The sequence below is a fragment of the Sphingomonas albertensis genome, assembly GCF_014358075.1.
Taxonomy (GTDB): domain Bacteria; phylum Pseudomonadota; class Alphaproteobacteria; order Sphingomonadales; family Sphingomonadaceae; genus Sphingomonas; species Sphingomonas albertensis.
In genome coordinates this window covers 15,679-36,864 of the sequence record NZ_JACONT010000012.1, presented here as the reverse complement: position 1 = coordinate 36,864, position 21,186 = coordinate 15,679, and the positions used below count along the sequence as shown (strand labels likewise).

Sequence of the window (21,186 nt, the reverse complement as noted above, 5' to 3'; positions counted from 1 at the left end):
CTTTTGCCGGGCGAAATGCTTGCTCCCGTGCAGCTAATGGCGCCGCTGAAGGCCTGCGCGGCAACAGAGTGACTTGTCCGGCCATACCCGCAGCCTCATGCGCGCGATCAAGCAAAGCGAGACGCGGGGTGTCGCCGGTCGGTGAAAACCGATAACACCCGGGCTTACCCTGGGAGCATCGCTTGGAATCCGTCTCGATTGTACTCGTCCTGTTGCTCGCGGTCGTGGCGAGCGGCGCAGTGTCCCGCATGGTGCCGGTATCCATACCGACGCCGCTGGTTCAGATCCTTCTAGGCGCGGTGATCGGGCTATCGACGTCGTATCGTGTGGAACTCGATCCGGAGCTGTTCCTGCTGCTGTTCCTGCCCCCGCTGCTGTTCCTGGACGGTTGGCGCATACCCAAAGACGAGCTTCTCAAGGATCTGTCGACCGTCGTCGAACTGGCACTGGGCCTGGTACTTCTGACGGTGATCGGCATGGGTCTGTTCATCCACTGGATGATCCCCGCAATGCCTCTGGCCGTCGCGTTCGCGCTTGCGGCCGTGGTGTCTCCGACCGACCCGATTGCCGTCTCGGCGATCGCTGCGCGCGTTCCGATCCCCAAACGGATGATGCACATCCTGGAGGGTGAATCGCTTCTCAACGATGCGTCGGGGCTGGTGTGCCTGCGGTTTGCGATCGCCGCCGTCCTGACGGGTACGTTCTCGGCGACCACCGCCGCCACCAGCTTCGTCTGGGTCGCCGGTGCCGGCCTCGCCGTCGGTATCGTCGTCACGATCGTCGCGACCTACATCAAGGCTTGGGTGTCGCGGCGCTTCGGCGAGGAACCCGGTTCGCAGATCCTGGTCAGCCTGCTGATCCCCTTCGGCTCCTATCTCCTTGCCGAGCATCTCCACGCATCCGGGATCCTGGCCGCCGTATCGGCCGGCGTCACGATGACCTTTGCCGAACGGTCGCGTCAGGCGCTGGCGACCACCCGGATGCGGCGCAATTCGGTGTGGGACACGATCCAGTTCGCGCTGAACGGCATCATCTTCGTGCTGTTGGGCGAGCAGCTTCCCGCCATCCTTGCCGGTGCGAAGGCGACAGTGCTGCTGACCGGGCATCACGGGCCGGCGTGGCTCGGCCTGTATGTGCTGGCGATCGTCGCCGGCCTCGCGATGCTGCGCTTCGGGTGGGTCTGGGTATCTTTCCGCCTGACGATGTTTCGGCGGCGCCACGGGAACGAGACGACGCAGAAGAGCCCCGACTGGCGCCTTGTTGCCGCCATGTCGTTGGCCGGGGTCCGAGGCGCGATCACGCTCGCCGGCGTGCTGACCATTCCGCTGACGCTGACCGACGGGTCGCCCTTCCCTGCCCGCGATCTCGCGATCTTCCTGGCAGCGGGGGTGATCATCGTCTCGCTGGTCGTGGCAAGCGTCGCGCTGCCGATCCTGCTGAACGGGCTGACCATGCCGCCCGAACCTTCGCTGCAAGCCGAGGAGGACGCAGCGCGCGTCGCCGCCGCCGAGGCGGCGATCTGTGCGGTCGAACGTGCGCAACACGATCTTGCCGAGCGGGACGGCAATGCCGACTTCTTCGCCGCAGCCGGCACCCGGGTGATGGACCTGTACCGCGAACGCATCGAAAGCCGTAGCGGCTCGGCCAAGGCGACCGCGGAAGCTCGGCTGCAAGATCAACTCGAGCGGACGTTCCGGCTGGCCGGCATCAAGGCAGAGCGCGCGTCGGTGGTCGAGCGCGTCCGCGAGCGCCAGATCGGCAGCGTCACGGCGCAGAAGCTCATCCGCGAACTCGACCTGCTGGAAACCCGCTACCGCGTCTGAACCGGCTGAAGACTTTGCACCGACCTCGTGGCATCCCCCGGCAATGGGCGACCGACAGTCATGACACCGCGCAGCATCACCCGGCAGCGTATCGGTACCGAGGCGGAGCCGCTGATCGTCATCGACGGCTTCGCAACCGACCCGGACGCGTTGCGCAGCGCAGCGGCACACGCCCCATTCGGACCCGCCGGGTCCCATTACCCCGGCCTGTGCTCCCGGCTCCCGGAGTCCTACCTGCAGGACCAGCTTCCCATCGTCGCCCGCGGCCTGGGACGCGATTTCGGATCATGCCGCCGAATCCGCGTCGTCGATGCGCAATTCTCGATCGTGACGATCTCTCCGGACGCACTCGATATCCGGCAGCGCGTTCCGCATGTCGACGCCTATGGCCGCGACCGGATCGCGCTCATCCATTATCTGTCGCCTGCGCATCGCGACGGGACCGCGTTCTTCCGACATCGTCGAACCGGGTTCGAGACGATCGACGAGACGCGCGCACCGGAATTCTTCGCGCGGCTCGGCAGCGAGGTCGAGGCGATGCCGCCCGCGGGGTACATTGCCGAGGATACCGCGCTGTTCGAACGCACGGCGCTGGTCGAAGCCACGTATAACCGCGCCTTGCTCTATCGAAGCTACGTCCTTCACAGCGGCGCCATCGCACGCGACGCGATACTCTCGGCGGATCCGGCGCTTGGGCGACTGACGGTCACCGCGTTCCTCGCAATCGAATGACGCGGTTGAGGTAAGGATACGCTTGGCCTAGTCCGGTCGCCGATACCGTCAGGACCCAAGCGGCGACCGGGTGCCGTCCGCCAGACACCGACGCGCTATCCATGACGACGAGGGGCCTTTCGATGATCCTGCTGATACTCGCCGCGCAAGCCGCAACATTGGGCGCAACCAACTACGGCGTAGATGCGCCGATGCCTGCGCCCAGGGGGAAGCCGAGCTTTGCCGACGAGTTCGACGGCAAGGCGATCGACCAGACCAAATGGCGCTTCGACGTGTCGCGCAACGCCGAGGGCTGGTACAATAACGAACGCCAATATTATGCGAAGGACCGCGCCGAGAACGCGCGGATCGAGGACGGCGCGCTGGTGATCGAGGCGCGGCGCGAGAAACTCACCAAGACGCGGTTCGCCGACTGGGGCGGCCAGGCGTACACCTCCGCCAAGCTCGTCTCGCGCAAGCCTCGCGGCTACGGCTTCTACGAGGTCCGGGCGAAGTTGCCGTGCGGACGGGGCAGCTGGCCGGCGATCTGGCTGCTCCCGTCGGGCGGCAAATGGCCGGACGAGGGCGAGATCGACATCATGGAGATGGTCGGCTGGGACGCCGGCACCGTCCACGCGACGCTGCACAGCGGCGCCTTCAACCACGTCAAGGGCACGCAGCGCGGCGCCCAGACGAAGATCGCAACCGCCTGCACCGCATATCACCGTTATCAGCTCGACTGGCGCGCCGATACGATCACGATCGGCGTCGATGGTCGCGCGATCATGCGCGTCGCCAACGACCAGCCCGGCGGCAAGGCGGCGTGGCCGTTTACGCGCCCCTACGACCTGATCCTCAACCTCGCGGTCGGCGGCGATTGGGGCGGCCAGAAGGGGATTGACGATGCCGCCTTCCCACAGCGCATGACGGTCGATTACGTCCGGTACTGGCAGCCGCGCTAACGCCGACCGCGCGCGGCGAGGATCGTCCCGCCGCCGCACAGGGTCAGTGCGGCGAGTACCAGCATCACCGCATCGAAATCGGTCGGCGTCGCGAGCGCCCAGGTGAGCGTCGGCCCGAGCAGGCCGGGCAGCGTGTTGGTGAGGTTCAGCAGCCCCAGGTCGCGCCCGCGATGCAGGGCATTCGGCAGCAACTGCATCGCGAACGACGCGTGCAGCGCCAGGAACACCGACGCACCCGTCGTGTAGATGCAGAACGCGACCGCACCGCCATCGAAATCGTCCGCGACGGCCATCCCGACCAGCCCGGCCGCCGCAACGATCGTGGCGGCGAACAGCAACGGCTTGGTCCGCCCGGAGCGATCCGCGAACCGGCCGACCAGCACCGCGATCGGCAGCGGCAGCGTGTAGGCGACGAGCATCACCGTCCCCATCCGCGCCGCGATCGTGCCCGGCGCCAGCGTCGGCGCGACGCTTTCGAGATAATAGAAGAGATAGACGAACAGCGCGCTGCCCGCGACCTGGACGAACAGCCGGGCGCTCCAGGCGAGCGCGAGGTCGCGGCGGAGCATGGCCTTCATGGGCGAGGTCGGCTCGATCCGCGCCACCGTCCGCGACCTGGTCAGCAATAACGGCACGATGCCACAGGCCATCACGAGCGGCACGATCGATAGACGCGCCGCTTCGTCCAGCGCCGCCGTCGCCATCAGCATTGCCGCAAGTGCCGACGCGACCGGACAGGCCATCGCGAGCAATCCGCCGGCCACGCCCTTTTGCGCATCGGGCACTTCGTCGGCCATGATCGCCAGCAGTGGCGCCAGCACCGCGTTCACCGCGACCTGGAACGCGACGACCGCAAGGATCAGCGCGCCGGGCGTCGCGGCCGTCGTCATCGCCGCGTAGGACAGTGCCGTGGCGACGACTCCACCGGCCAGCCATCCCCGACGTCCCCTGCCCCGCGCGACCGATCGATCGCTCAGCCATCCGAACGCGATGTTCGACACGCTCGCCGCCACCGCGCCCGCGACGACGATCGCGGTGAGGGTGCCCAGCCGGCCCGTGCCCGCGACGGCGTCGACCTTGATCGGCAGCAACAGCGTCAGCAGCGGGAGGTAGCCGACGACCCCGCCGGCATAGGCGAGCGCGAAGACCAGCAGGAACGCGGTCGAGCGACGATCGCGGCGCGGCGCTGGATCGCGGGAAACGGGAGGGCGCGCCATACCGCAACCCTAAGCTGCGGCGGGCCGGACAGGCAACTGCTCCGCCGGTGGTTCGGATGGGCCCATGGATCGTCGTGACCGGATCTCGTTCTCCCGCAAAGACGGAAGCCCAGTCTGGATCTCCGCCTTCGCGAGGAAACGCGCCTTGCGCCACCTCAGGCCCGACTGACCTCACCCGCCGCGATTGCGCCCTCTGTTGCGTCATAGCCACTATCGAGAACCAAATTTGAGAACGTTCACAAGTGTAGCGCTACCGTGCTTGACACAGTGTTACAAAATGCGAAGTGAACGTTCACGGGAAGGCGCAGGTCATAGCGCCGTCTACAGGGGAGGACTATCATGCGTGGCTTCGCAGCTCGCTCGCTTTCGCGTTTCGTCATCGGCACTTCGGCACTGGCACTGGTCGGCCTGCCCGGTATCGCCATGGCGCAGGACGCCGCCGCCACGGTCGGCAATCCAGGCTCCTCGGACATCGCACCGCAGGCCACCCCCGCCGATCCGAACGAGACCACCGACGATATCGTCGTGACCGGCATCCGCGCATCGCTGCGCGAGGCGATCGACATCAAGCGCAACGGCCAGGGCGTGGTCGACGCGATTTCGTCCGAGGACATCGGCAAGTTCCCCGACACCAACCTTGCCGAGTCGCTCCAGCGCATCACCGGCGTGTCGATCGACCGCTCGAACGGCGAAGGCTCGACCGTCACGGTCCGCGGCTTCGGCCCCGAATACAACCTCGTCACGCTCAACGGTCGCCAGATGCCGACCTCGACGCTCGGCGACGGCGCCAGCGCGCCCGCATCGCGCTCGTTCGACTTCGCCAACCTCGCGTCCGAAGGCGTCGCCGCGGTCGAGGTCTACAAGACCGGCCGCGCCGCCGTGCCGTCGGGCGGGATCGGCTCGTCGATCAACATCCGCACCCCGCGTCCGCTCGACAAGCCGGGCACACGCGGCAGCATCGCCGCGAAGGGCGTGCTCGACAGCTCGCGCAACGGCAAGGACCCGATCACGCCGGAAGTGTCGGGCATCCTGTCGACGACCTTCGCCGACGATCGTATCGGCGTGCTGTTCAGCGGCGCGTACCAGCGGCGCAAGGCGAGCAACAACTCGGCCAGCGTCGGCTTCCGCGACGGGTTCCTGGGGGCTGAGAACAACTGGGGCACGCTGGCGCAACCGGGCACGCCGGGCGGCGCGAACATCACCAACCGCCCCGGTCCGACCGATGTCTACGAGATCCCGCAGAGCGCCGCCTACGACGTCATCGACATCGACCGCGAGCGCATCAACGGCCAGCTCGTGTTGCAGGCCAAGCCGACCGACACGCTGACCGCGACGCTCGACTTCACCTATTCGAGCAACAAGGTTGAGGTGCGCGACAGCAGCGTCGGCATCTGGTTCAACTTCGGCGACACGCGCAGCGCGTGGACTGACGGCCCCTCGGCCGGCCCGCTATTCTATTCCGAGAATTTCGCGCCCGGCAAGGATCTGTCGTACAGCAGCGCGCTCAGCGCCAACAAGTCCGAGAACAAGTCGCTCGGCGGCAATTTGACCTGGGAAGCGCCCGGCAACGTCACGATGTCGCTCGACGCGCATCACTCGACCGCGGTCTCCAAGCCGACCAACGATTACGGCAGCAGCACGTCGATCGGCGGCGCGATCTTCGGCGTCCAGTCGCAGACCGTGAACTTCGAGAACGACCTGCCGATCATCTCGTACCACATGTATCCGGGTATCGACCCGCTGAACGCATCGCTGATCACGCCGACCGGCAACGCGTTCCGCAACGCGTATTTCAAGGACGAGATCAACCAGCTCCAGTTGAAGGGGCATTACGACCACGACGGCGATTTCCTCGATAGCATCGACTGGGGCTTCTCGTACGTCGATAACAAGGTCCGCTCGGCCTATGGCTTCATCCAGAACGAGACCTGGGGCGGCATCGACCCCCGCGGTGCCTCGTTCGGCGCGGCTGCGGTGCCCGACGATTTCTTCAACCTCACCAGCCTGCCCGACAAGTTCCAGGGCGTCTCGGGCTCGAACGATCCCGCGCTGCCGCCGTCGATCTATACCTTCAAGTTCGAGCAGATGGCCGAATTGCTGCGCTCGCAATATAATATATGCAGCGCGCCGCAGACGGGGGTGGCCGCGCCCGGCACCTGCCTTGCCAACTACACCAACGATCGCCGCATCCGCGAGCAGACGATCTCGCCGTACATCCAATTCAACGGCAAGTTCTCGGTTTTCGACATGCCCGCGCACATCATCGGCGGCGTCCGTTACGACGAAACGCAGGTGAACTCGTCGGCACTGGTGCCGATCCCGAACGGGACGCGCTGGACCGGCGCCAACGAATTCGCGCTAACCTACGGCGCCAATTCGTTCACTTCGCTCAAGGGCAAGTATCACAACTGGCTGCCCGCGGTCGATTTCGACATCGAACCGATGCGCAACGTGAAGCTGCGCGCGTCGTACAGCCACACCATCACGCGCGCCGACTATGGCAGCCTGCAGGGTGGCCTGAACATCGACTCCAACCCGCGGATCGGCGGCGGCACGGGCAGCCAGGGCAACCCGAACCTGCTTCCCTTCAAGTCGAAGAACATCGATCTGTCGGCGGAATGGTATTACGGCCCCGAAAGCTATATTTCGGTCGGGTACTTCAACAAGGACGTGAAGAACTTCATCGGCACAAACCAGATCAACACGCCTGCGTTCGACCTGCGCAATCCGGGCTCGGGCCCCCGCTATCGTCAGGCGGTGGCGGCACTGGGAACAACGGACAATCTGCGCGTCCGCGATTACATCCTGCGCAACTTCCCCGCCTCCTCGCAGGTCACCGGCACCAGCGATTCCGGGCTGCTGAACGGCAACATCTTCGGCCTGCCGGAGGACGATCTGTTCAACTTCCAGTTGAGCCAGCCGTTCAACAGCGACCAGACCGCCAACATCAACGGCTGGGAATTCGCGATCCAGCACCGCTTCTGGGAAACCGGGTTGGGCGTCATCCTGAACTACACGATCGTCAACGGCGATGCGAAATACGACAACACGCTTGATCCCAATGTCGGCCAGTTCGCGCTGACCGGGCTCAGCGACAGCGCCAACGCGGTCGGCTATTACGACAAGAACGGCATCCAGGCGCGCGTCGCGTATAACTGGCGCGGCGAGTTCTATGCGGGTGGCGCGTTCGACCCGACCTATGTCGAGGCGTATGGCCAGGTCGATGCGAGTGCGAGCGTCCAGATGACCAAGGGGCTCGCGGTGTTCGTCGAGGCGATCAACCTCACCGGCCAGGGCCGTCGCGGGCATCGTCGCTCGGACAATTTCGCGACCTTCGCGCAGCCGGGGTATGCACGCTATTCGGGCGGCGTGCGCTTCACCTTCTGAGGTGGCCCCTCACGATCCTCCCCCGCAAGGGGGAGAATTTACAGGGTATGGACGGCCTCGAAACGCTCCGTCATCCTGACGAAAGTCAGGACCCAGAGCCAATGAGGACCGTCTTCAGCTACCCTGGGTCCTGACTTTCGTCAGGATGACGACGAAGGGTGGCCGCCAGGGATGACGCAGCCGCGGCGGACGGAGCAAGTTGGCAGGCGCAGATAGGGAAACAGGCAGCGGACGATGGCCAAGGATACCGGCCCCGAAGCAACGAGCGACCACCCGATCACGAACATCGTGGTCGTCGGCGGCGGTACGGCGGGCTGGCTCGCCGCGTGCCTGATCGCGGCGCGCGCCGATCGCGGCGTGCAGCGGCCGCTCTCCGTTACCCTCGTTGAATCCCCCGACGTCGCGACGATCGGGGTCGGCGAGGGCACATGGCCGACGATGCGCCGCACGCTCGAACGGATCGGCATCGCCGAGACCGACTTCCTCCTCGCCTGCGACGCGTCGTTCAAACAAGGGTCGCGGTTCGACGGATGGCGGACCGGGGCCGCCGACGACAGCTATCTTCACCCCTTCACCGCGCCCGTCGACGGCGACCCCCGCGATCTCGTCGCAGCCTGGGCAGAGAACGGCGGCAAGTTCGCGGACACGGTCGGCGCGCAAGGCGAGATCTGCCACCGCGACCTCGCGCCACGCCAGCGGGCGATGCCCGATTATGCGGGCACGCTGAATTACGCTTACCATCTCGACGCGGGCAAGCTCGCCGCATTGCTGATGCGCCACGCGACCGAGCGGCTCGGCGTACGCCACGTCCGCGACCACGTCGTCGGGATCGATGCGAACAACGACGGCGACATCGCCGCGGTGCGCACGCGCGCGTCAGGCGCGATCGCTGGCGACCTGTTCCTCGATTGCACCGGCCACGCCGCGCTGTTGATCGGCGAGCATTACGGCATAGGCGCGATCGACCGCGGCGGCGAATTGTTCAACGACCGCGCGCTCGCGGTGCAGGTGCCGGTCGCGGCCGACAGCGCGATCGCGTCGCAGACCAACGCCACCGCGCACGCCGCGGGCTGGATCTGGGACATCGGCCTGCCGACCCGGCGCGGTGTCGGCTGCGTCTATTCCTCCGCGCATCTGAGCGACGATGCGGCGGCAGACACGCTCACCAAGTATCTCCGCGCCACCGCATCCCACGCGCCGTTGCCGACCTTCCGCGAGCTCAAGTTCCAGTCGCGCCACCGTGTGAAATTCTGGGAGCGGAACTGCCTCGCGGTCGGGCTGTCGGCCGGGTTCCTGGAGCCGCTCGAAGCGTCGGCGATCGTCCTGATCGAACTGTCGATCGATGCGCTGCTCGACAATTTCCCCAGCCACCACGGCGCGATGGATATCCACGCGACGCGCTTCAACGCGCTGTTCCGCTATCGTTGGGACCGGATCGTCGAGTTCCTCAAGCTGCATTACGTGCTCAGCGAACGCGACGAACCCTATTGGCGCGACCACCGTGACGCCGCATCGATCCCGCCGCGCCTCGCCGAATTGCTGACGCTCTGGCGGCACCAGCCGCCGTCGCGCGCCGATTTCCCGATGATCGACGAGGTCTTTCCAGCCGCGAGCTATCACTACGTCCTGTACGGCATGGGCTTTCCGCCGCCGACCCGCGGACCGATCGCCACGGCGGACCGGGCGCGCACGGAAACCTTGCTCGCACAGGTCGATCAGCGCAGGCGTATGCTGGCCGCCGGCCTGCCGACCAATCGCGCCTATCTCGACGCCCTGCGGCATGCGACCGCCCAAGTTATGGAATTGTCAGCCTGATGTCCGATCACGTCATCCTCACCGCCGACGACCACCGCGACCTGCGTATCCGGACCGAGCGCGCGCCAGAGCTGGGCGACGCGGTGATGACCTGCATCACCGTCCCGAGCGAGTTCCGCCGCGTCCAGACGCACTATCCGATCCTGTTCCAGCTCGACCAGACGCGCGACACCTTCATCGCGCTGGCGATGTTCGGGTTCGAGCCGGGCGAGAACCTGTTCCTGACCGACGCCGGATGGGACGCGCGCTATCGGCCCCTCGCGATCGACAGCCAGCCGTTCCTGGTCGGGCGCGGCGCTGGCGACGTCCGCCAGGTCCATATCGACATGACGAGCCCGCGGATCGGAGCAGGTGAAGGCACGCGCGTGTTCGACGATACCGGCCGGCCGACTCCGTATCTCGAACGGATCGCCGATCAGCTGCGTGCGCTCGACACCGATTATGTCGCGTCCGCCGACTTCTTCGCCGCGTTGCGCCGGTACGAGCTGCTCGAACCGCTGACGATGGACGTGACGCTCGACGATGGGTCGAAGAACCGGCTGGTCGGCTACCACGTCATCGACGAGGACCGACTGGTCGCGCTCGATGGCGTTGCGGTAGCGGACCTGCACGCGTCTGGGCACATGATGCCGATCTTCATGGCGCTCGCCTCGCTCGGCAATATCGGCGATCTCGTCGCGCGCAAGAACCGGCGGACGGCGCGTGGCTGACGCGGAGCCGGGTATCTTCGCGACCATGCCACGGATCCGCGAGATCACGATCGGCGATCCCGCGGACCTCGACGTGCAGCTGCGGGAGGCGACCACGCCGTTCATCGTGCGCGGGCTGATCGCGGATTGGCCGATGGTCCGCGCCGGGCTCCACTCCGCGCGGACGGCGCGCGACTATATCCAGCACCATGCACGCGACCTGCACTTCGCGGTCTCCGTCGCGATGCCGGACAGCGGTGGCCGGCTGTTCTACGACGCCGCGCACGCGATGAACTTCCAGATGCTGCGCGCGAAATTGCCCGAAATCTTCGCACGGATCGACACCAACGAACACGCCGCCGACGCCCACGCGATCTATCTCGCGTCGATCGACATGCACCAGTTCTTCGCCGGGCTGCACGAGGCCAACCATGTCGATCTCGGCGAACGGACGCCGCTCGCCAGCATCTGGATGGGCACGCGCACGCGGATCGCCGCGCATAACGACGTGCCCGACAATCTCGCCTGCGTCGCGGTCGGCCGGCGGCGCTTCACCGTCTTTCCGCGCGACCAGTTCCGCAATCTCTACCTCGGGCCGGTCGACAACACGCCGGCGGGCCGCGCGGTCAGCATGGTCGATTTCCACGATCCCGACTTCGCCGCGCATCCCCGGTTTCGCGAGGCGCTGGAGCACGGTCAGGTCGCCGAGCTGGAGGCGGGCGATGCGCTCTACATCCCGGCGATGTGGTGGCATCATGTCGAGGGGCTGTCCGACTTCAACGTGCTGGTGAATTACTGGTGGCGCGAGACGCCGCGGTGGCTCGGCCAGCCACAGGACGCGCTGAACCACGCGATGCTGGCGATCCGCGATCTGCCGGCGGACGAAAAGGCGCACTGGCGCGAGATGTTCGATCATTACGTCTTCGCCAACGGTCCCGACGTCGTCGACCATATTCCGGAGGCGGCGCGCGGCGTGCTCGCGCCACTCACCACCGAAACCGCGGGTCGCCTCCGCGCCTTCCTCCTGAGAGCGCTCAGCCGATGACCGAACACCCAATGCGTCGTATCGTGATCGCCGGCGGCGGCACCGCCGGCTGGATGGCCGCCGCCGCGATCGCCCGCACGATGGGCAGCACGATCGAACTCACCCTTGTGGAGTCCGACGCGATCGGCACCGTCGGCGTCGGCGAATCGACGATCCCGCCGATGATCACCTTCAACCGCCTGCTCGGGATCAACGAAGCCGAGTTCATGCGCGAGACGCAGGCGACGTTCAAACTCGGCATCCTGTTCGATGACTGGAAAGTCCGCGGCGAAAGCTATTTCCACTCGTTCGGAATCACCGGCAAGGATCACTGGTCCGCGGGCTTCCAGCATTTCTGGCTGCACGGCCTGACCAAGGGGCATGACCAGCCCTATGACGATTACTGTCTGGAGCTGCGCGCGGCGTTGCAGGGCAAGTTCGCGCATCTGCCCGACGAGCGGATGAACTACGCGTACCAGCTCGATTCGACGCGCTACGCCAAATATCTGCGCGGGATGGCCGAAGCCGACGGCATGCGCCGCCTCGAAGGCAAGATCGCGCAGGTCGAGCTGAACGGCGAGAGTGGCGACATCGCCGCGCTGGTGCTCGAATCCGGTGCGCGGATCGAGGGCGACCTGTTCCTCGACTGCACCGGCTTTCGCGCGCTGCTGATCGAGGGCGCGCTGCACGCCGGGTTCGACGACTGGACGCATTATCTGCCGTGCGATTCCGCGATCGCGATCCAGACCGAGAGCGTCCGCCCGGCGCTCCCCTATACGCGGGCGATGGCGCACGACGCGGGGTGGCAATGGCGCATCCCGCTCCAGCATCGCACCGGCAACGGCATCGTCTATTGCAGCCGCTATCTCGATCGCGATGCCGCGCTCGACCGGCTGCTCGGCAATATCGAGGGCAAGACGCTCACCGAGCCGAACATGATCCGCTTCGTCACAGGTGCGCGGCGGCAGCAATGGCATCGCAACTGCATCGCGATCGGCCTGTCGGGCGGATTCATGGAGCCGCTCGAATCGACCAGCATCCACCTGATCCAGCGCGCCGTGCTGCGGTTGCTGCGGCTGTTCCCGTCGGGCGCGGTCAGTCCGCGCGACGTCGCCGAGTTCAACGACCAGCAGCATACCGACATGCTGCAGATCCGCGATTTCCTGATCCTGCACTACAAGGCGACCGAGCGCCGCGACAGCGCGTTCTGGCGGCACTGCGCGGCGATGCCGATCCCGGAGTCGCTGGAACAGAAGATCGAGCTGTTCCGCGAAACCGGCCGCGTGTTCCGCAAGAACGAGGAGCTGTTCGCGGAGAATAGCTGGGTGCAGGTGATGCTCGGCCAGGGGATCGTGCCGCAAAGCTATCACCCGATCGCGACCAAGCTGCGCGACGAGGAACTGGCGCGGCTGCTCGGGGGCTTGCGCGACGGGACCAACACGACCGTGGCGGGGCTGCCCGAACATGCGGAGTACGTCGCGCGCTATTGCGGCACTGCGTCAGCCCGTGCCCCCTCGCCCGCCGTAGCAGCCTGAGTTCAGACGCATGGCAAGGCGACGTCAGGCGGTGACGATCAAGCATGTAGCGGCAGATGCGGGCGTTTCGCTCCAGACCGTCAGCCGCGTGGTGAACAAGGATTCGGGCGTCCGGCCCGAGATGATGGCCCGCGTCCAGGCGTCGATCGACAAGCTCGGCTACGTCCCGTCGATCGCCGCGCAGCGCATGGGTGGCTCCCGTTCCTACCTGATCCTGGCGCTCAACGACCGCGAGCGGACGATCGCCGACTGGCGCGCGCGGCAGGGCACTGACTGGTTCGACCAGATGATGCTGGGCGGGATGCTGACCTGCGCCGAGCACGGCTACCGCCTGATCGTCGAGCTGGTCGACACGCACAGCGATCATATCGAACGCGAGCTGCTGGCGGCGATCGCCGCGCTGCAACCCGATGGCGTGATCCTGACGCCGCCGCATTCGGGCAATCCGCTGATCATCAATCTGCTCGAGGCGCAGGGCATCAGCTTCGCGCGGATCGGCTCGCTGACCGACGGGCCCGGTATCCGGCTGATCATGGACGACACGCGCGCCGCGGCGATCGCAACCGAGCATCTGCTCGAACTCGGCCACCGGCGGATCGGATTCATCGCCGGACCGGCGGAGTATGAACTCAGCGCGTGGCGGGTCGATGGCTGGCGTTCGGCGATGCAGGCGGCGGGCGTTGCGGACGACGACCTGTTAGCGGTGGGGGACTTCAGCCACGCGTCGGGACGCACGGCGGCGGCGCAATTGCTGGCGCTGGCCGAGCCGCCGACCGCGATCATCGCGAGCAACGATCAGATGACGCTCGCGACGCTCGAACTGGCGCGCGAGCGGAACCTGGTGGTCCCTCGCGACCTGTCGCTGATCAGTTTCGACGACACGCCGATCATCCGCCTGGCGCATCCGCCATTGAGCGCGATCGTCCAGCCGATCGCCGAAGTCACCGCGCAAGCAGTCAGCCTGATCATCGCCGATCTCGGCGCGCGTCTGACGACCACCACACCCGTCACGGTCCCCGCCGTTCTGACGACGCGCAACTCGACCTCCCCGCCACCATAGTTCAGCAAGTAACGAGAAAAGCCCGGAGCTGGTGCGACCCGGGCCCTGCTCCGCCGCGCTCTGAGAATGTGCCGGATACGCTGGGCCGTCATACGATTAATTGAAACGCAAGGCAGCGCGAAGGCGGACAGCTCAATTCGCAACGGCTGTATTTGACGGTGAGGTGATGGCAGCGGTTGCCCGGAGCTAACGAACGCAGTTGGGCGTGAGCCGAATGGCCGGGATGGGGAGGATTACGGTCCGACCGCTATTGGGTAAGGCGGATAGTGTTAGCGGACGTCGGCTGGCGCTGCGGCCTTCCCGAAAAGGATGGAAAATTAGTACAGCCAATGCGGTAGGAATGATCGAGATCTTTCCGCCACCGATTATGAAGGGCGGACTTTGATAGAGATGAACAGCAGCCATCCCACCAAACCTGCTACAACCCCGAGCGTACCACCGAGGACATAGGCATCGACCGCCCCGTTCGGCGCGAACAAACCTCCAGTCATATATCCAAGAATGCCCGCGCTGCTTGTGCTGGCGCTGTAGATCGCGGCGACCTTGCCTTGCGCGTTAGCCGGAGCCTCACGTTGCAGCATCGTTCGGACTGCGACGTTGTGGGCGCTGTTAGCTGCACCCCCGATGACGAACGCAATCCCCACGAATGCGATGCTGCCAATCGTTGTGGATATGCTGATACCGATCGCGAGCATGATTCCGCCCATCACAGTCCCGGAAACGAAGGCGATCGGTGCCGGCCGCTTCATCGCCATAGTTCCCGATGCAGCAGCCCCCGCCATCATTCCTCCAGCCCAGCATGCCGTCAGCAAACCAAACACGGTCGGGCCGGCCGCCAATGTGACGGTCACGAGAAACACGAATGCTACATCGGCAATGGCGGTCGCATAGACCTCTAGCGTCAGCGCGCCGATCATGATCATGATCCTACGATCACGCAGGACCGGCAAATATTCGGACAGCAGGGTTCTGGCCTCGCCGTCTTCTTCCGCTTTAACGGGGCGGCGAAGGCCACTCGCCAGCACGACGGCGGCTAGAAGCGCGAAGCTGGCAGCATCGATCAGCAGCGCGTTCCCGGTCCCGCCCCACGCCACCAGCGCGCCGCCCACGACCGGCCCGGCAAGCATCCCCGCACTGCGCACGAACTCCAACACCGCATTGGCGCGTGGCAGCGTCATGCCCAGCCCTGCGGCTAGGACGGGGATGAGGGCGAAACTGGCCGTCCCGCCGATCGCGAACGCCACGCTGAGGATACTAGCACCGACGATGGTAGAGGTTAGATCAGGATGCCAAGCCATCCACGCGATGATGACGGCATTGGTCAGCGCCGTTGCCACTAGCAGCTTGCCCGCATCGCGGGAGTCGACGAGCCTACCGATGAGAGGTGTGGCCAACAGGCCCGGCAGCAGCCCGGCGACCAGTAGCATCGGCACAGCGAATGGTGTGCAATCACCGGCTGTACGAAGCATCAGGGTTATGAGCGAGATTTCATCGCCGATGGTTGAAAGCGTGAGCGTGGCAAGAAGCAGCCAACCCCAACCTCCCCTAAGCCTTACCTCCGCCAACGCGCAGACCCCTCATATCGGCAGCCTTATGCCTGACTTGAGCCACGTTGCGAAGCGAACGGCATTCCTGATTAGGATCGAGTTGCGTGAATGTCCGGTTTGGGAAGGATAGCGGCCGGGCGGGTTTGCGGCTGGATCATAGTCAAAGCTGCCACTAACTCTACCCGATGGACTTTTCCGGCCTCATCGTGCTCCCGCTCGCTGCGCTAATCACTGCCTTCTGGATCGTTGGCGCGGCAGTCCTATCAAAGAATGGTCCGGGCTTTCGAGCGCCGTTTCTCGTATCCTACGGCTTTGGCGCAATCTTCATGGAGCCATGGAAGATCGCGGCATGGCAAGAACTCGGCATGTTCGCAATTATGCTCGTGATGCTCGCGCTTTGGGTTGCGGCGGGATGCGTCGTTGGCGGCATTCCTGCTGCGCTGATCGTCTCGCTCGCGACGAAGTTGCGGCAACGCTTCCGGCATTAAGGAACGGCAGCTTACTGGGACACCCATACCGGCATGTTACGTCCGACTTTGGGCGATCATCGCTGGTCGAGCGCAACCGTCTCGCTTTTAGCGGACGGCGGACTAAACACGGTCCCATACCAATCGGCTCGGAAACCAGGTTGCGCCGACAGATGTGCGATAAAGTCCGGCGTGAGCGGCTTCACGTCCGGCAAATCTCACTTTTTGATCTTGGAATGTCTAGTCCACTCGATCCAGTCCGAGTGCATTTCGGATGATGTAGTGCAGATCGGTCTGGTCGAGCAGTCCCGACACGTTGACCGCATGCGGACCATAGGCCGCGATGCGAAGCTGTGTGCCGGTATGTTCCTGCGAGCCCTCCTCGGCCGTGCCGTAATTGACCGTCATGACACCGCCCTCGCGCGTATTGAGCGCGGCGGTGAGGCCGGGCGCGCGGGCGCCGTTGCCGATGATCTGGCTGGTATGTGCGTGATCGGCGGTGACGATCACCAGGGTGTGCCCGTCGGCCTCGGCGAATTCCAGCGCGACCTGCACCGCCTCGTCGAGGTCGACCGTCTCGCCGATCTGGCCGCACGGATTGGCGGCATGATCCTGCTTGTCGATCGACGCGCCTTCGACCTGCAGGAAGAAGCCCTTGGGCCGGTTCTTGAGCAAGGCGATGGCCTTGCGGGTCATCGCCGCCAGATTGGGGGCCGTAGCCAGGCGGGCCGGGTTAGGCTGGCAGGTGATGGCGGGCTTGTCGATGTTGCCGTGGTGGCTGGCGCGCGGACCGGTCCAGCGCACCGGCATGTTGCCGTCGGCGAACAGCCCGATCAGCGGCCGCGTGTCGTCGGCGCGGGAGACGGCTTCGAGCTCGGCGGCATCGCGCACGATGCGATAGCCCCTCACCTGCGCCTGCTGGAAGAGTGTCTTGCCCTTGTACCGGCCTGCCGTTGCCGCCTCGGAAAAGCTTGCCGCGCCGCCGCCCAGCACCAGGTCGGCGCGGGTATCGAGCAGCTGTTCGGTGATCGAACCGGCGCCGCCATTCTCCAGCGCGTTCTGCGGGCAGAGTGTGCTCGTCGCGGCCGGCGCGTAGCATTTGCGCCGCACGACATGGGCGAGCTGCGCGCCCGGCGTGGCGTCCTGGATTTCCGAGGTCGATACATCGCCGGTGGCGAGCCCGGCCGACTTGGCGCGCTCGAGCAGCGTCTTGTGCGGCTTGCCATGGATATCGACGCCGATCGCGCCGTTGTAGCTTTTGACCCCCGATGCCCATGCGGTCGCCGAGGCCGCGCTGTCGGTCACGTAATTGGGTTTGCCGGTTTCACGATCGAGCGAATAATGCGTGTACTGGCCGGTGAAGGGCAGCGCATCGATGCCCTTGAAATAGCCGCCGGCGCCCTCCGCATAGTTGCGCGCGATGGTGATCTCGGAATCGCCCATGCCATCGCCGATCAGCAGGATGACGTTGCGCACCTCGCTCTTGTCGGCGAGTGCACGATAGGTTTCGCGCATGTCGCCGGACAGACGCCGTGCGCCGCCGGGCGCGCGCACATCGCCGCGCGCCGAGCGCGACAGATCGGGTGCTGCCCGCTGGGCGACCGCAGGCTGGACGGACGCGGCAAGCAGCGCAGCAAGGGCGATATGCGAGATCATGGGGATGCTCCGGAACTGGATATTGCGTGGCAAGCCCCACCTCCGCGGCGGGGCCTGCGGAGGATCAGAACTGCCCGCGGACGCCCAGGCTGATGCGGCTGCCCGAGGCTTCGTAGGTCGTCGGGAAAGGCGGATCCATCGTGTAGCCGGTGGTCTTCGCGTTCCCCACGTTGATGCCCTGCAGCTCGACGCGGAAGTTGCGCGTCACCTGATAGCTGGCGGCGACGTCGAACTGGCCGTACGCATCGCGGTACACCGGATACATGTTACGCTCGATCCGCTCCACATAGGCGCCCTTGCGATTGTACGAGGCGCGCAGCGAGAGCGGCCCCTTGTCGAAGAAGACCGTGGCATTGTAGGTTTTGTCAGCAAGACCGATCGGCGAGGTATCGATGCCGAGGTCGGACTCGCCTGTCAGCGAGCTGTCGAGGAAGGTGGCGTTGGCGTTGATGCCGAAGCCGTCCGCCCAGTCCGCGAACATGCCGAACGGGATAACCGCGTTCACCTCGACGCCGCTGACCTTGTAAGACCCCTCGGCATTGACGGGCTGGTAGACGTCGAACTCATAGACGCCGTTGACCGAGCCGTTGGCGTTGTAGACCGTCACGCCGGGCACCACACCGGTCAGTTGGCTCTGCACCACGCCCTTGATCTTCTTCCAGAAATAGGACGCTGCGAGAATGCCGCCGCGGGGCAGATATTTCTCGACGCCGACCTCCCATTGATCGGCCAGAGTGGGCTCAAGACCCGGATTGCCATCGGTGTAGCGAAAATTGCCGATGCTCGCGATCCGCTTGTAAGCAAGATCGGTCAACGCCGGACGGATCAGCGTCTGGGAGGCCGCGGCGCGCAGGAACAGGGTGTCGGTCAACTCGGCATGCGCGTTGAACGACGGCAGGAACTTTTCATATCTGCCGTCGCTGGACACCGGCGCGGGGGTCAGCCCGATCGAGCCGTTCGGGTTCTGGACCTGCTGGAAGCCTTCCGAATGGATGCTGGTGCGCAGATACCGGCCACCGAAATTGACGAACACCGGCACGGCCACGGTGAATTCGAGGTCGATCATCGCATAACCGGCGATCGTCTCTTCCTGGACCTTGTAATAATTGGCGTCGTTGAACGGCGTGACGAACCCGTCGGGCCGGAAGAAGTCGCGCGCATATTCGTTGGAAACCTGCGCCCAGCTAAGGTCGCGTGCCTGATAGCTCTTGCCACCTGTGATGTCGGTCACGTTCTCGAGCGGGCTGTCGCCAAGTTTGCGGACATTGACATAGGCCGTGCTGCCGCGCGTCGGGCCCTGGATCTTCTCCTCGCCATATTCGCGCTCGTTGCTTTTGTTGGTGTAGCGGCCGCCGAAGTTGAAGCGCTTGAGCAAGGACGTTTCGAAATTATAGCTCAGATCGATCTGCGCGGCGTATTTGTCGTCCTTGATCTGCTCGCGAAAGGTTTCATACGCCTCGAACAGATAGGCGTTCGGCGCATTGTACATGTCGATCGTGCGCGGATCGGCGCTCGGGATCGTCTCGCCGCCATTCTCGGTATAGCGGGTGCGCGACGGCGCATAGGCGACATGCTTGAGGTTCGAGGTATCGAGCGTTTTCTTCGCGCCGGAATAGCCGCCCAGCGCATTGATCTTCCAGTTGCCCGTCGACCAGTTCATCTCGCTGCCGAACTGGCGATAGTCTGTCTCGTTGATATATTCCTTGCTCAGGAATTCGTGCTGCGTGTTGGTGTACGAGACATCGCGGAGCACGACGATGCCGCTGTCGGCCAGCGTCGTGGCGTCGAAATCGTGGATCGTCTCGAGCGTCGAGTTACTCGACGCCGCATAGCCGGCGGCGTCATATTCGTCCTCGGTCGTATCGTACGAGCCGAGGAACGCGTCAAAGGCGATGTTGAAATTCTCGCTCGGCTTGTATTGCACCGAACCGGACAGGCCGAGGCGATCCTGATCGTTCTGGTAGACGCGATCGCCGACCTTATCGAGAAAGACGATCTTGTTCTTGTCGGCATTGGTGAAGGTGATGCCGGCGTCGCGCTGCAGCACGGCGATCGCCTGGTTGCGGTAGACGGTGCCGGTACGGTCGGTCCAACGTGCGATCGGTCGGAAGTTGATGCCCGAATTGGAGTCGGTGCGGTTGCTACGCTGCTGCTTGGCGACCGATACCAGCACGCCGAAGTCGCCGAAGGTCTTGCTTCCCAGGAACGAGAAGTTGGGATCGATCTTCTCGGAGATCGAATTGTACGCGCCGTCGGCGCTGCCCACCAGGCGCAGCCCGGGATTATCGAAAGGCCGCGCGGTACGGATCAGCACCGAGCCGGCGATGCCGCCTTCCTCGTCTGCCGCCACCGGCGACTTCTGCACCGTGACGGACTGAATCAGTTCGGAGGCGAAGATGTCGAATTCCACGTCGCGCCCGCCCGAACCCGAGGCGGTCGCCAGCTTGTTGATCGACACAAAAGTAAATTCGCTCGGCAGGCCGCGGACGTTGACGCGCGTGCCAAGGCCTCGTTCGCGCTCGATCGTCACGCCGGGCACGCGCTGCAGCGCTTCGGACAGGTTCTGCTCGGGGAAATCGGCGATATCGGTGGCGATGATCGAGTCCGAAAAGCCGATCGTATCGCGCTTCATCTCGATCGCTTTCTTGAGGCTGCGTCGATAGCCGCTTACAACGATGTCCTCATCGGTCTCGGCTTCCTCACCGGCTGGAGCCTGTACGGTTTGGGCGAGGGCCGGCGCGGCGGATAGCGCTGCGATCGCGGCACCCAGCAGGAGGTGCCCCATGCGGTCGACATGCTTCAAATTGCGGATCATTTTTCTGCTTCCCCCGATGCATATAGGTCAGTGACACTTCCCGAGCCGAGCTCCAGACGTGCGACTTCGCATCCCGAACTCGATGAGTTCGAGATAGTGTTAGATGTTATAGAGTTGAGCGGCACTTCACGCTCGGTGATGCACCGGCTCTTGCACCACCTGCCAACCAATAATCGAGCTACTCAGATATCGTTGCTCGCAGTCGCATTGCAGCGGCAAGCACAGGGCTTGCGAGATTTGCCGTTTCTATCTGGCCTTCACAGCGACGAACGTCGGCAACCATTCAATATTTAGCACATAGCGCTCCCAATCACCGCTATCCGGCTCGATGTTGCATGCGTGAAACTTGTGACGTGCATGTTACGATGCAGCAATAACTGCGCGCTTTTTAGTATGCCCCAGCCGTGACGCGGGTTTTCATGGCAAGCGCGTTGCGGCTGTTCGACAGACAAATGACAACGATCTGGCTGACTTGCGT

Annotated in this window: 14 protein-coding genes; 10 read left to right on the top strand and 4 right to left on the bottom strand. The window is 64.8% G+C overall.

The window, feature by feature from the left end; all coding sequences use genetic code 11:
• Positions 1-182 precede the first annotated feature (182 nt).
• From H8S47_RS07610 to H8S47_RS07600, 3 genes are all read left to right on the top strand, one after another.
• Positions 183-1,823: a Na+/H+ antiporter gene (locus H8S47_RS07610; RefSeq protein ID WP_187503300.1), complete on the top strand. Its 1,641-nt coding sequence runs from the start codon at positions 183-185 to the stop codon at positions 1,821-1,823.
• Positions 1,824-1,883: 60 nt separating this feature from the next.
• Positions 1,884-2,555: a DUF6445 family protein gene (locus H8S47_RS07605; RefSeq protein ID WP_187503299.1), complete on the top strand. Its 672-nt coding sequence runs from the start codon at positions 1,884-1,886 to the stop codon at positions 2,553-2,555.
• Between the two features lie 122 nt (positions 2,556-2,677).
• A complete protein-coding gene (locus tag H8S47_RS07600) occupies positions 2,678-3,496 on the top strand; it encodes a glycoside hydrolase family 16 protein (RefSeq protein WP_187503298.1) in 819 nt (272 codons plus the stop codon).
• Here the strand turns inward: H8S47_RS07600 and H8S47_RS07595 are convergent.
• Complete coding sequence (locus tag H8S47_RS07595; protein WP_187503297.1) at positions 3,493-4,713, bottom strand: MFS transporter; 1,221 nt, start codon at positions 4,711-4,713, stop codon at positions 3,493-3,495. The genes H8S47_RS07600 and H8S47_RS07595 overlap by 4 nt on opposite strands.
• Positions 4,714-5,052: 339 nt before the next feature.
• Here H8S47_RS07595 and H8S47_RS07590 point away from each other — a divergent pair, with 339 nt between their 5' ends.
• From H8S47_RS07590 to H8S47_RS07565, 6 genes are all read left to right on the top strand, one after another.
• The gene (locus H8S47_RS07590; protein WP_187503296.1) at positions 5,053-8,100 is read left to right on the top strand and encodes a TonB-dependent receptor; all 3,048 of its coding nucleotides are present in this window, start codon (positions 5,053-5,055) and stop codon (positions 8,098-8,100) included.
• 234 nt (positions 8,101-8,334) lie between these two features.
• The gene (locus H8S47_RS07585) at positions 8,335-9,915 is read left to right on the top strand and encodes a tryptophan halogenase family protein (protein ID WP_187503295.1); all 1,581 of its coding nucleotides are present in this window, start codon (positions 8,335-8,337) and stop codon (positions 9,913-9,915) included.
• Positions 9,915-10,625, top strand: coding sequence for a SapC family protein (locus H8S47_RS07580; protein WP_187503294.1), 711 nt, complete (start codon positions 9,915-9,917; stop codon positions 10,623-10,625). Before H8S47_RS07585 ends, H8S47_RS07580 begins: the two co-directional genes overlap by 1 nt.
• Entirely contained in the window at positions 10,618-11,649 is a 1,032-nt protein-coding gene (locus H8S47_RS07575; protein WP_187503293.1) for a cupin-like domain-containing protein, read from the top strand. Before H8S47_RS07580 ends, H8S47_RS07575 begins: the two co-directional genes overlap by 8 nt.
• Positions 11,646-13,163, top strand: a complete 1,518-nt coding sequence (locus tag H8S47_RS07570; RefSeq protein WP_187503292.1) for a tryptophan halogenase family protein — start codon at positions 11,646-11,648, stop codon at positions 13,161-13,163. Before H8S47_RS07575 ends, H8S47_RS07570 begins: the two co-directional genes overlap by 4 nt.
• 10 nt (positions 13,164-13,173) lie before the next feature.
• Positions 13,174-14,223, top strand: a complete 1,050-nt coding sequence (locus H8S47_RS07565; protein ID WP_187503291.1) for a LacI family DNA-binding transcriptional regulator — start codon at positions 13,174-13,176, stop codon at positions 14,221-14,223.
• Positions 14,224-14,588: 365 nt separating this feature from the next.
• Here H8S47_RS07565 and H8S47_RS07560 read toward each other — a convergent pair whose 3' ends face one another.
• Entirely contained in the window at positions 14,589-15,650 is a 1,062-nt protein-coding gene (locus H8S47_RS07560) for an MFS transporter (RefSeq protein ID WP_235982682.1), read from the bottom strand.
• Between the two features lie 305 nt (positions 15,651-15,955).
• Here H8S47_RS07560 and H8S47_RS07555 point away from each other — a divergent pair, with 305 nt between their 5' ends.
• Complete coding sequence (locus H8S47_RS07555; RefSeq protein WP_187503289.1) at positions 15,956-16,258, top strand: hypothetical protein; 303 nt, start codon at positions 15,956-15,958, stop codon at positions 16,256-16,258.
• Between the two features lie 219 nt (positions 16,259-16,477).
• Here H8S47_RS07555 and phoA read toward each other — a convergent pair whose 3' ends face one another.
• Positions 16,478-17,893 carry an alkaline phosphatase gene (gene phoA, locus H8S47_RS07550; protein ID WP_187503288.1) on the bottom strand — a complete coding sequence of 472 codons (1,416 nt, stop codon included), beginning with the start codon at positions 17,891-17,893 and terminating at the stop codon, positions 16,478-16,480.
• Positions 17,894-17,957: 64 nt separating this feature from the next.
• Positions 17,958-20,708, bottom strand: coding sequence for a TonB-dependent receptor (locus H8S47_RS07545; RefSeq protein ID WP_187503287.1), 2,751 nt, complete (start codon positions 20,706-20,708; stop codon positions 17,958-17,960).
• Between the last annotated feature and the right edge of the window lie 478 nt (positions 20,709-21,186).

Coding starts and splice junctions, on each gene's coding strand:
- H8S47_RS07590 (WP_187503296.1), top strand. CDS start 5,053: ATGCGTGGCTTCGCAGCTCGCTCGCTTTCGCGTTTCGTCATCGGCACT.
- H8S47_RS07580 (WP_187503294.1), top strand. CDS start 9,915: ATGTCCGATCACGTCATCCTCACCGCCGACGACCACCGCGACCTGCGT.
- H8S47_RS07570 (WP_187503292.1), top strand. CDS start 11,646: ATGACCGAACACCCAATGCGTCGTATCGTGATCGCCGGCGGCGGCACC.
- H8S47_RS07600 (WP_187503298.1), top strand. CDS start 2,678: ATGATCCTGCTGATACTCGCCGCGCAAGCCGCAACATTGGGCGCAACC.
- H8S47_RS07605 (WP_187503299.1), top strand. CDS start 1,884: ATGACACCGCGCAGCATCACCCGGCAGCGTATCGGTACCGAGGCGGAG.
- phoA (WP_187503288.1), bottom strand. CDS start 17,893: ATGATCTCGCATATCGCCCTTGCTGCGCTGCTTGCCGCGTCCGTCCAG.
- H8S47_RS07585 (WP_187503295.1), top strand. CDS start 8,335: ATGGCCAAGGATACCGGCCCCGAAGCAACGAGCGACCACCCGATCACG.
- H8S47_RS07565 (WP_187503291.1), top strand. CDS start 13,174: ATGGCAAGGCGACGTCAGGCGGTGACGATCAAGCATGTAGCGGCAGAT.
- H8S47_RS07560 (WP_235982682.1), bottom strand. CDS start 15,650: ATGCTACTGGTCGCCGGGCTGCTGCCGGGCCTGTTGGCCACACCTCTC.
- H8S47_RS07545 (WP_187503287.1), bottom strand. CDS start 20,708: ATGATCCGCAATTTGAAGCATGTCGACCGCATGGGGCACCTCCTGCTG.
- H8S47_RS07555 (WP_187503289.1), top strand. CDS start 15,956: ATGGACTTTTCCGGCCTCATCGTGCTCCCGCTCGCTGCGCTAATCACT.
- H8S47_RS07595 (WP_187503297.1), bottom strand. CDS start 4,713: ATGGCGCGCCCTCCCGTTTCCCGCGATCCAGCGCCGCGCCGCGATCGT.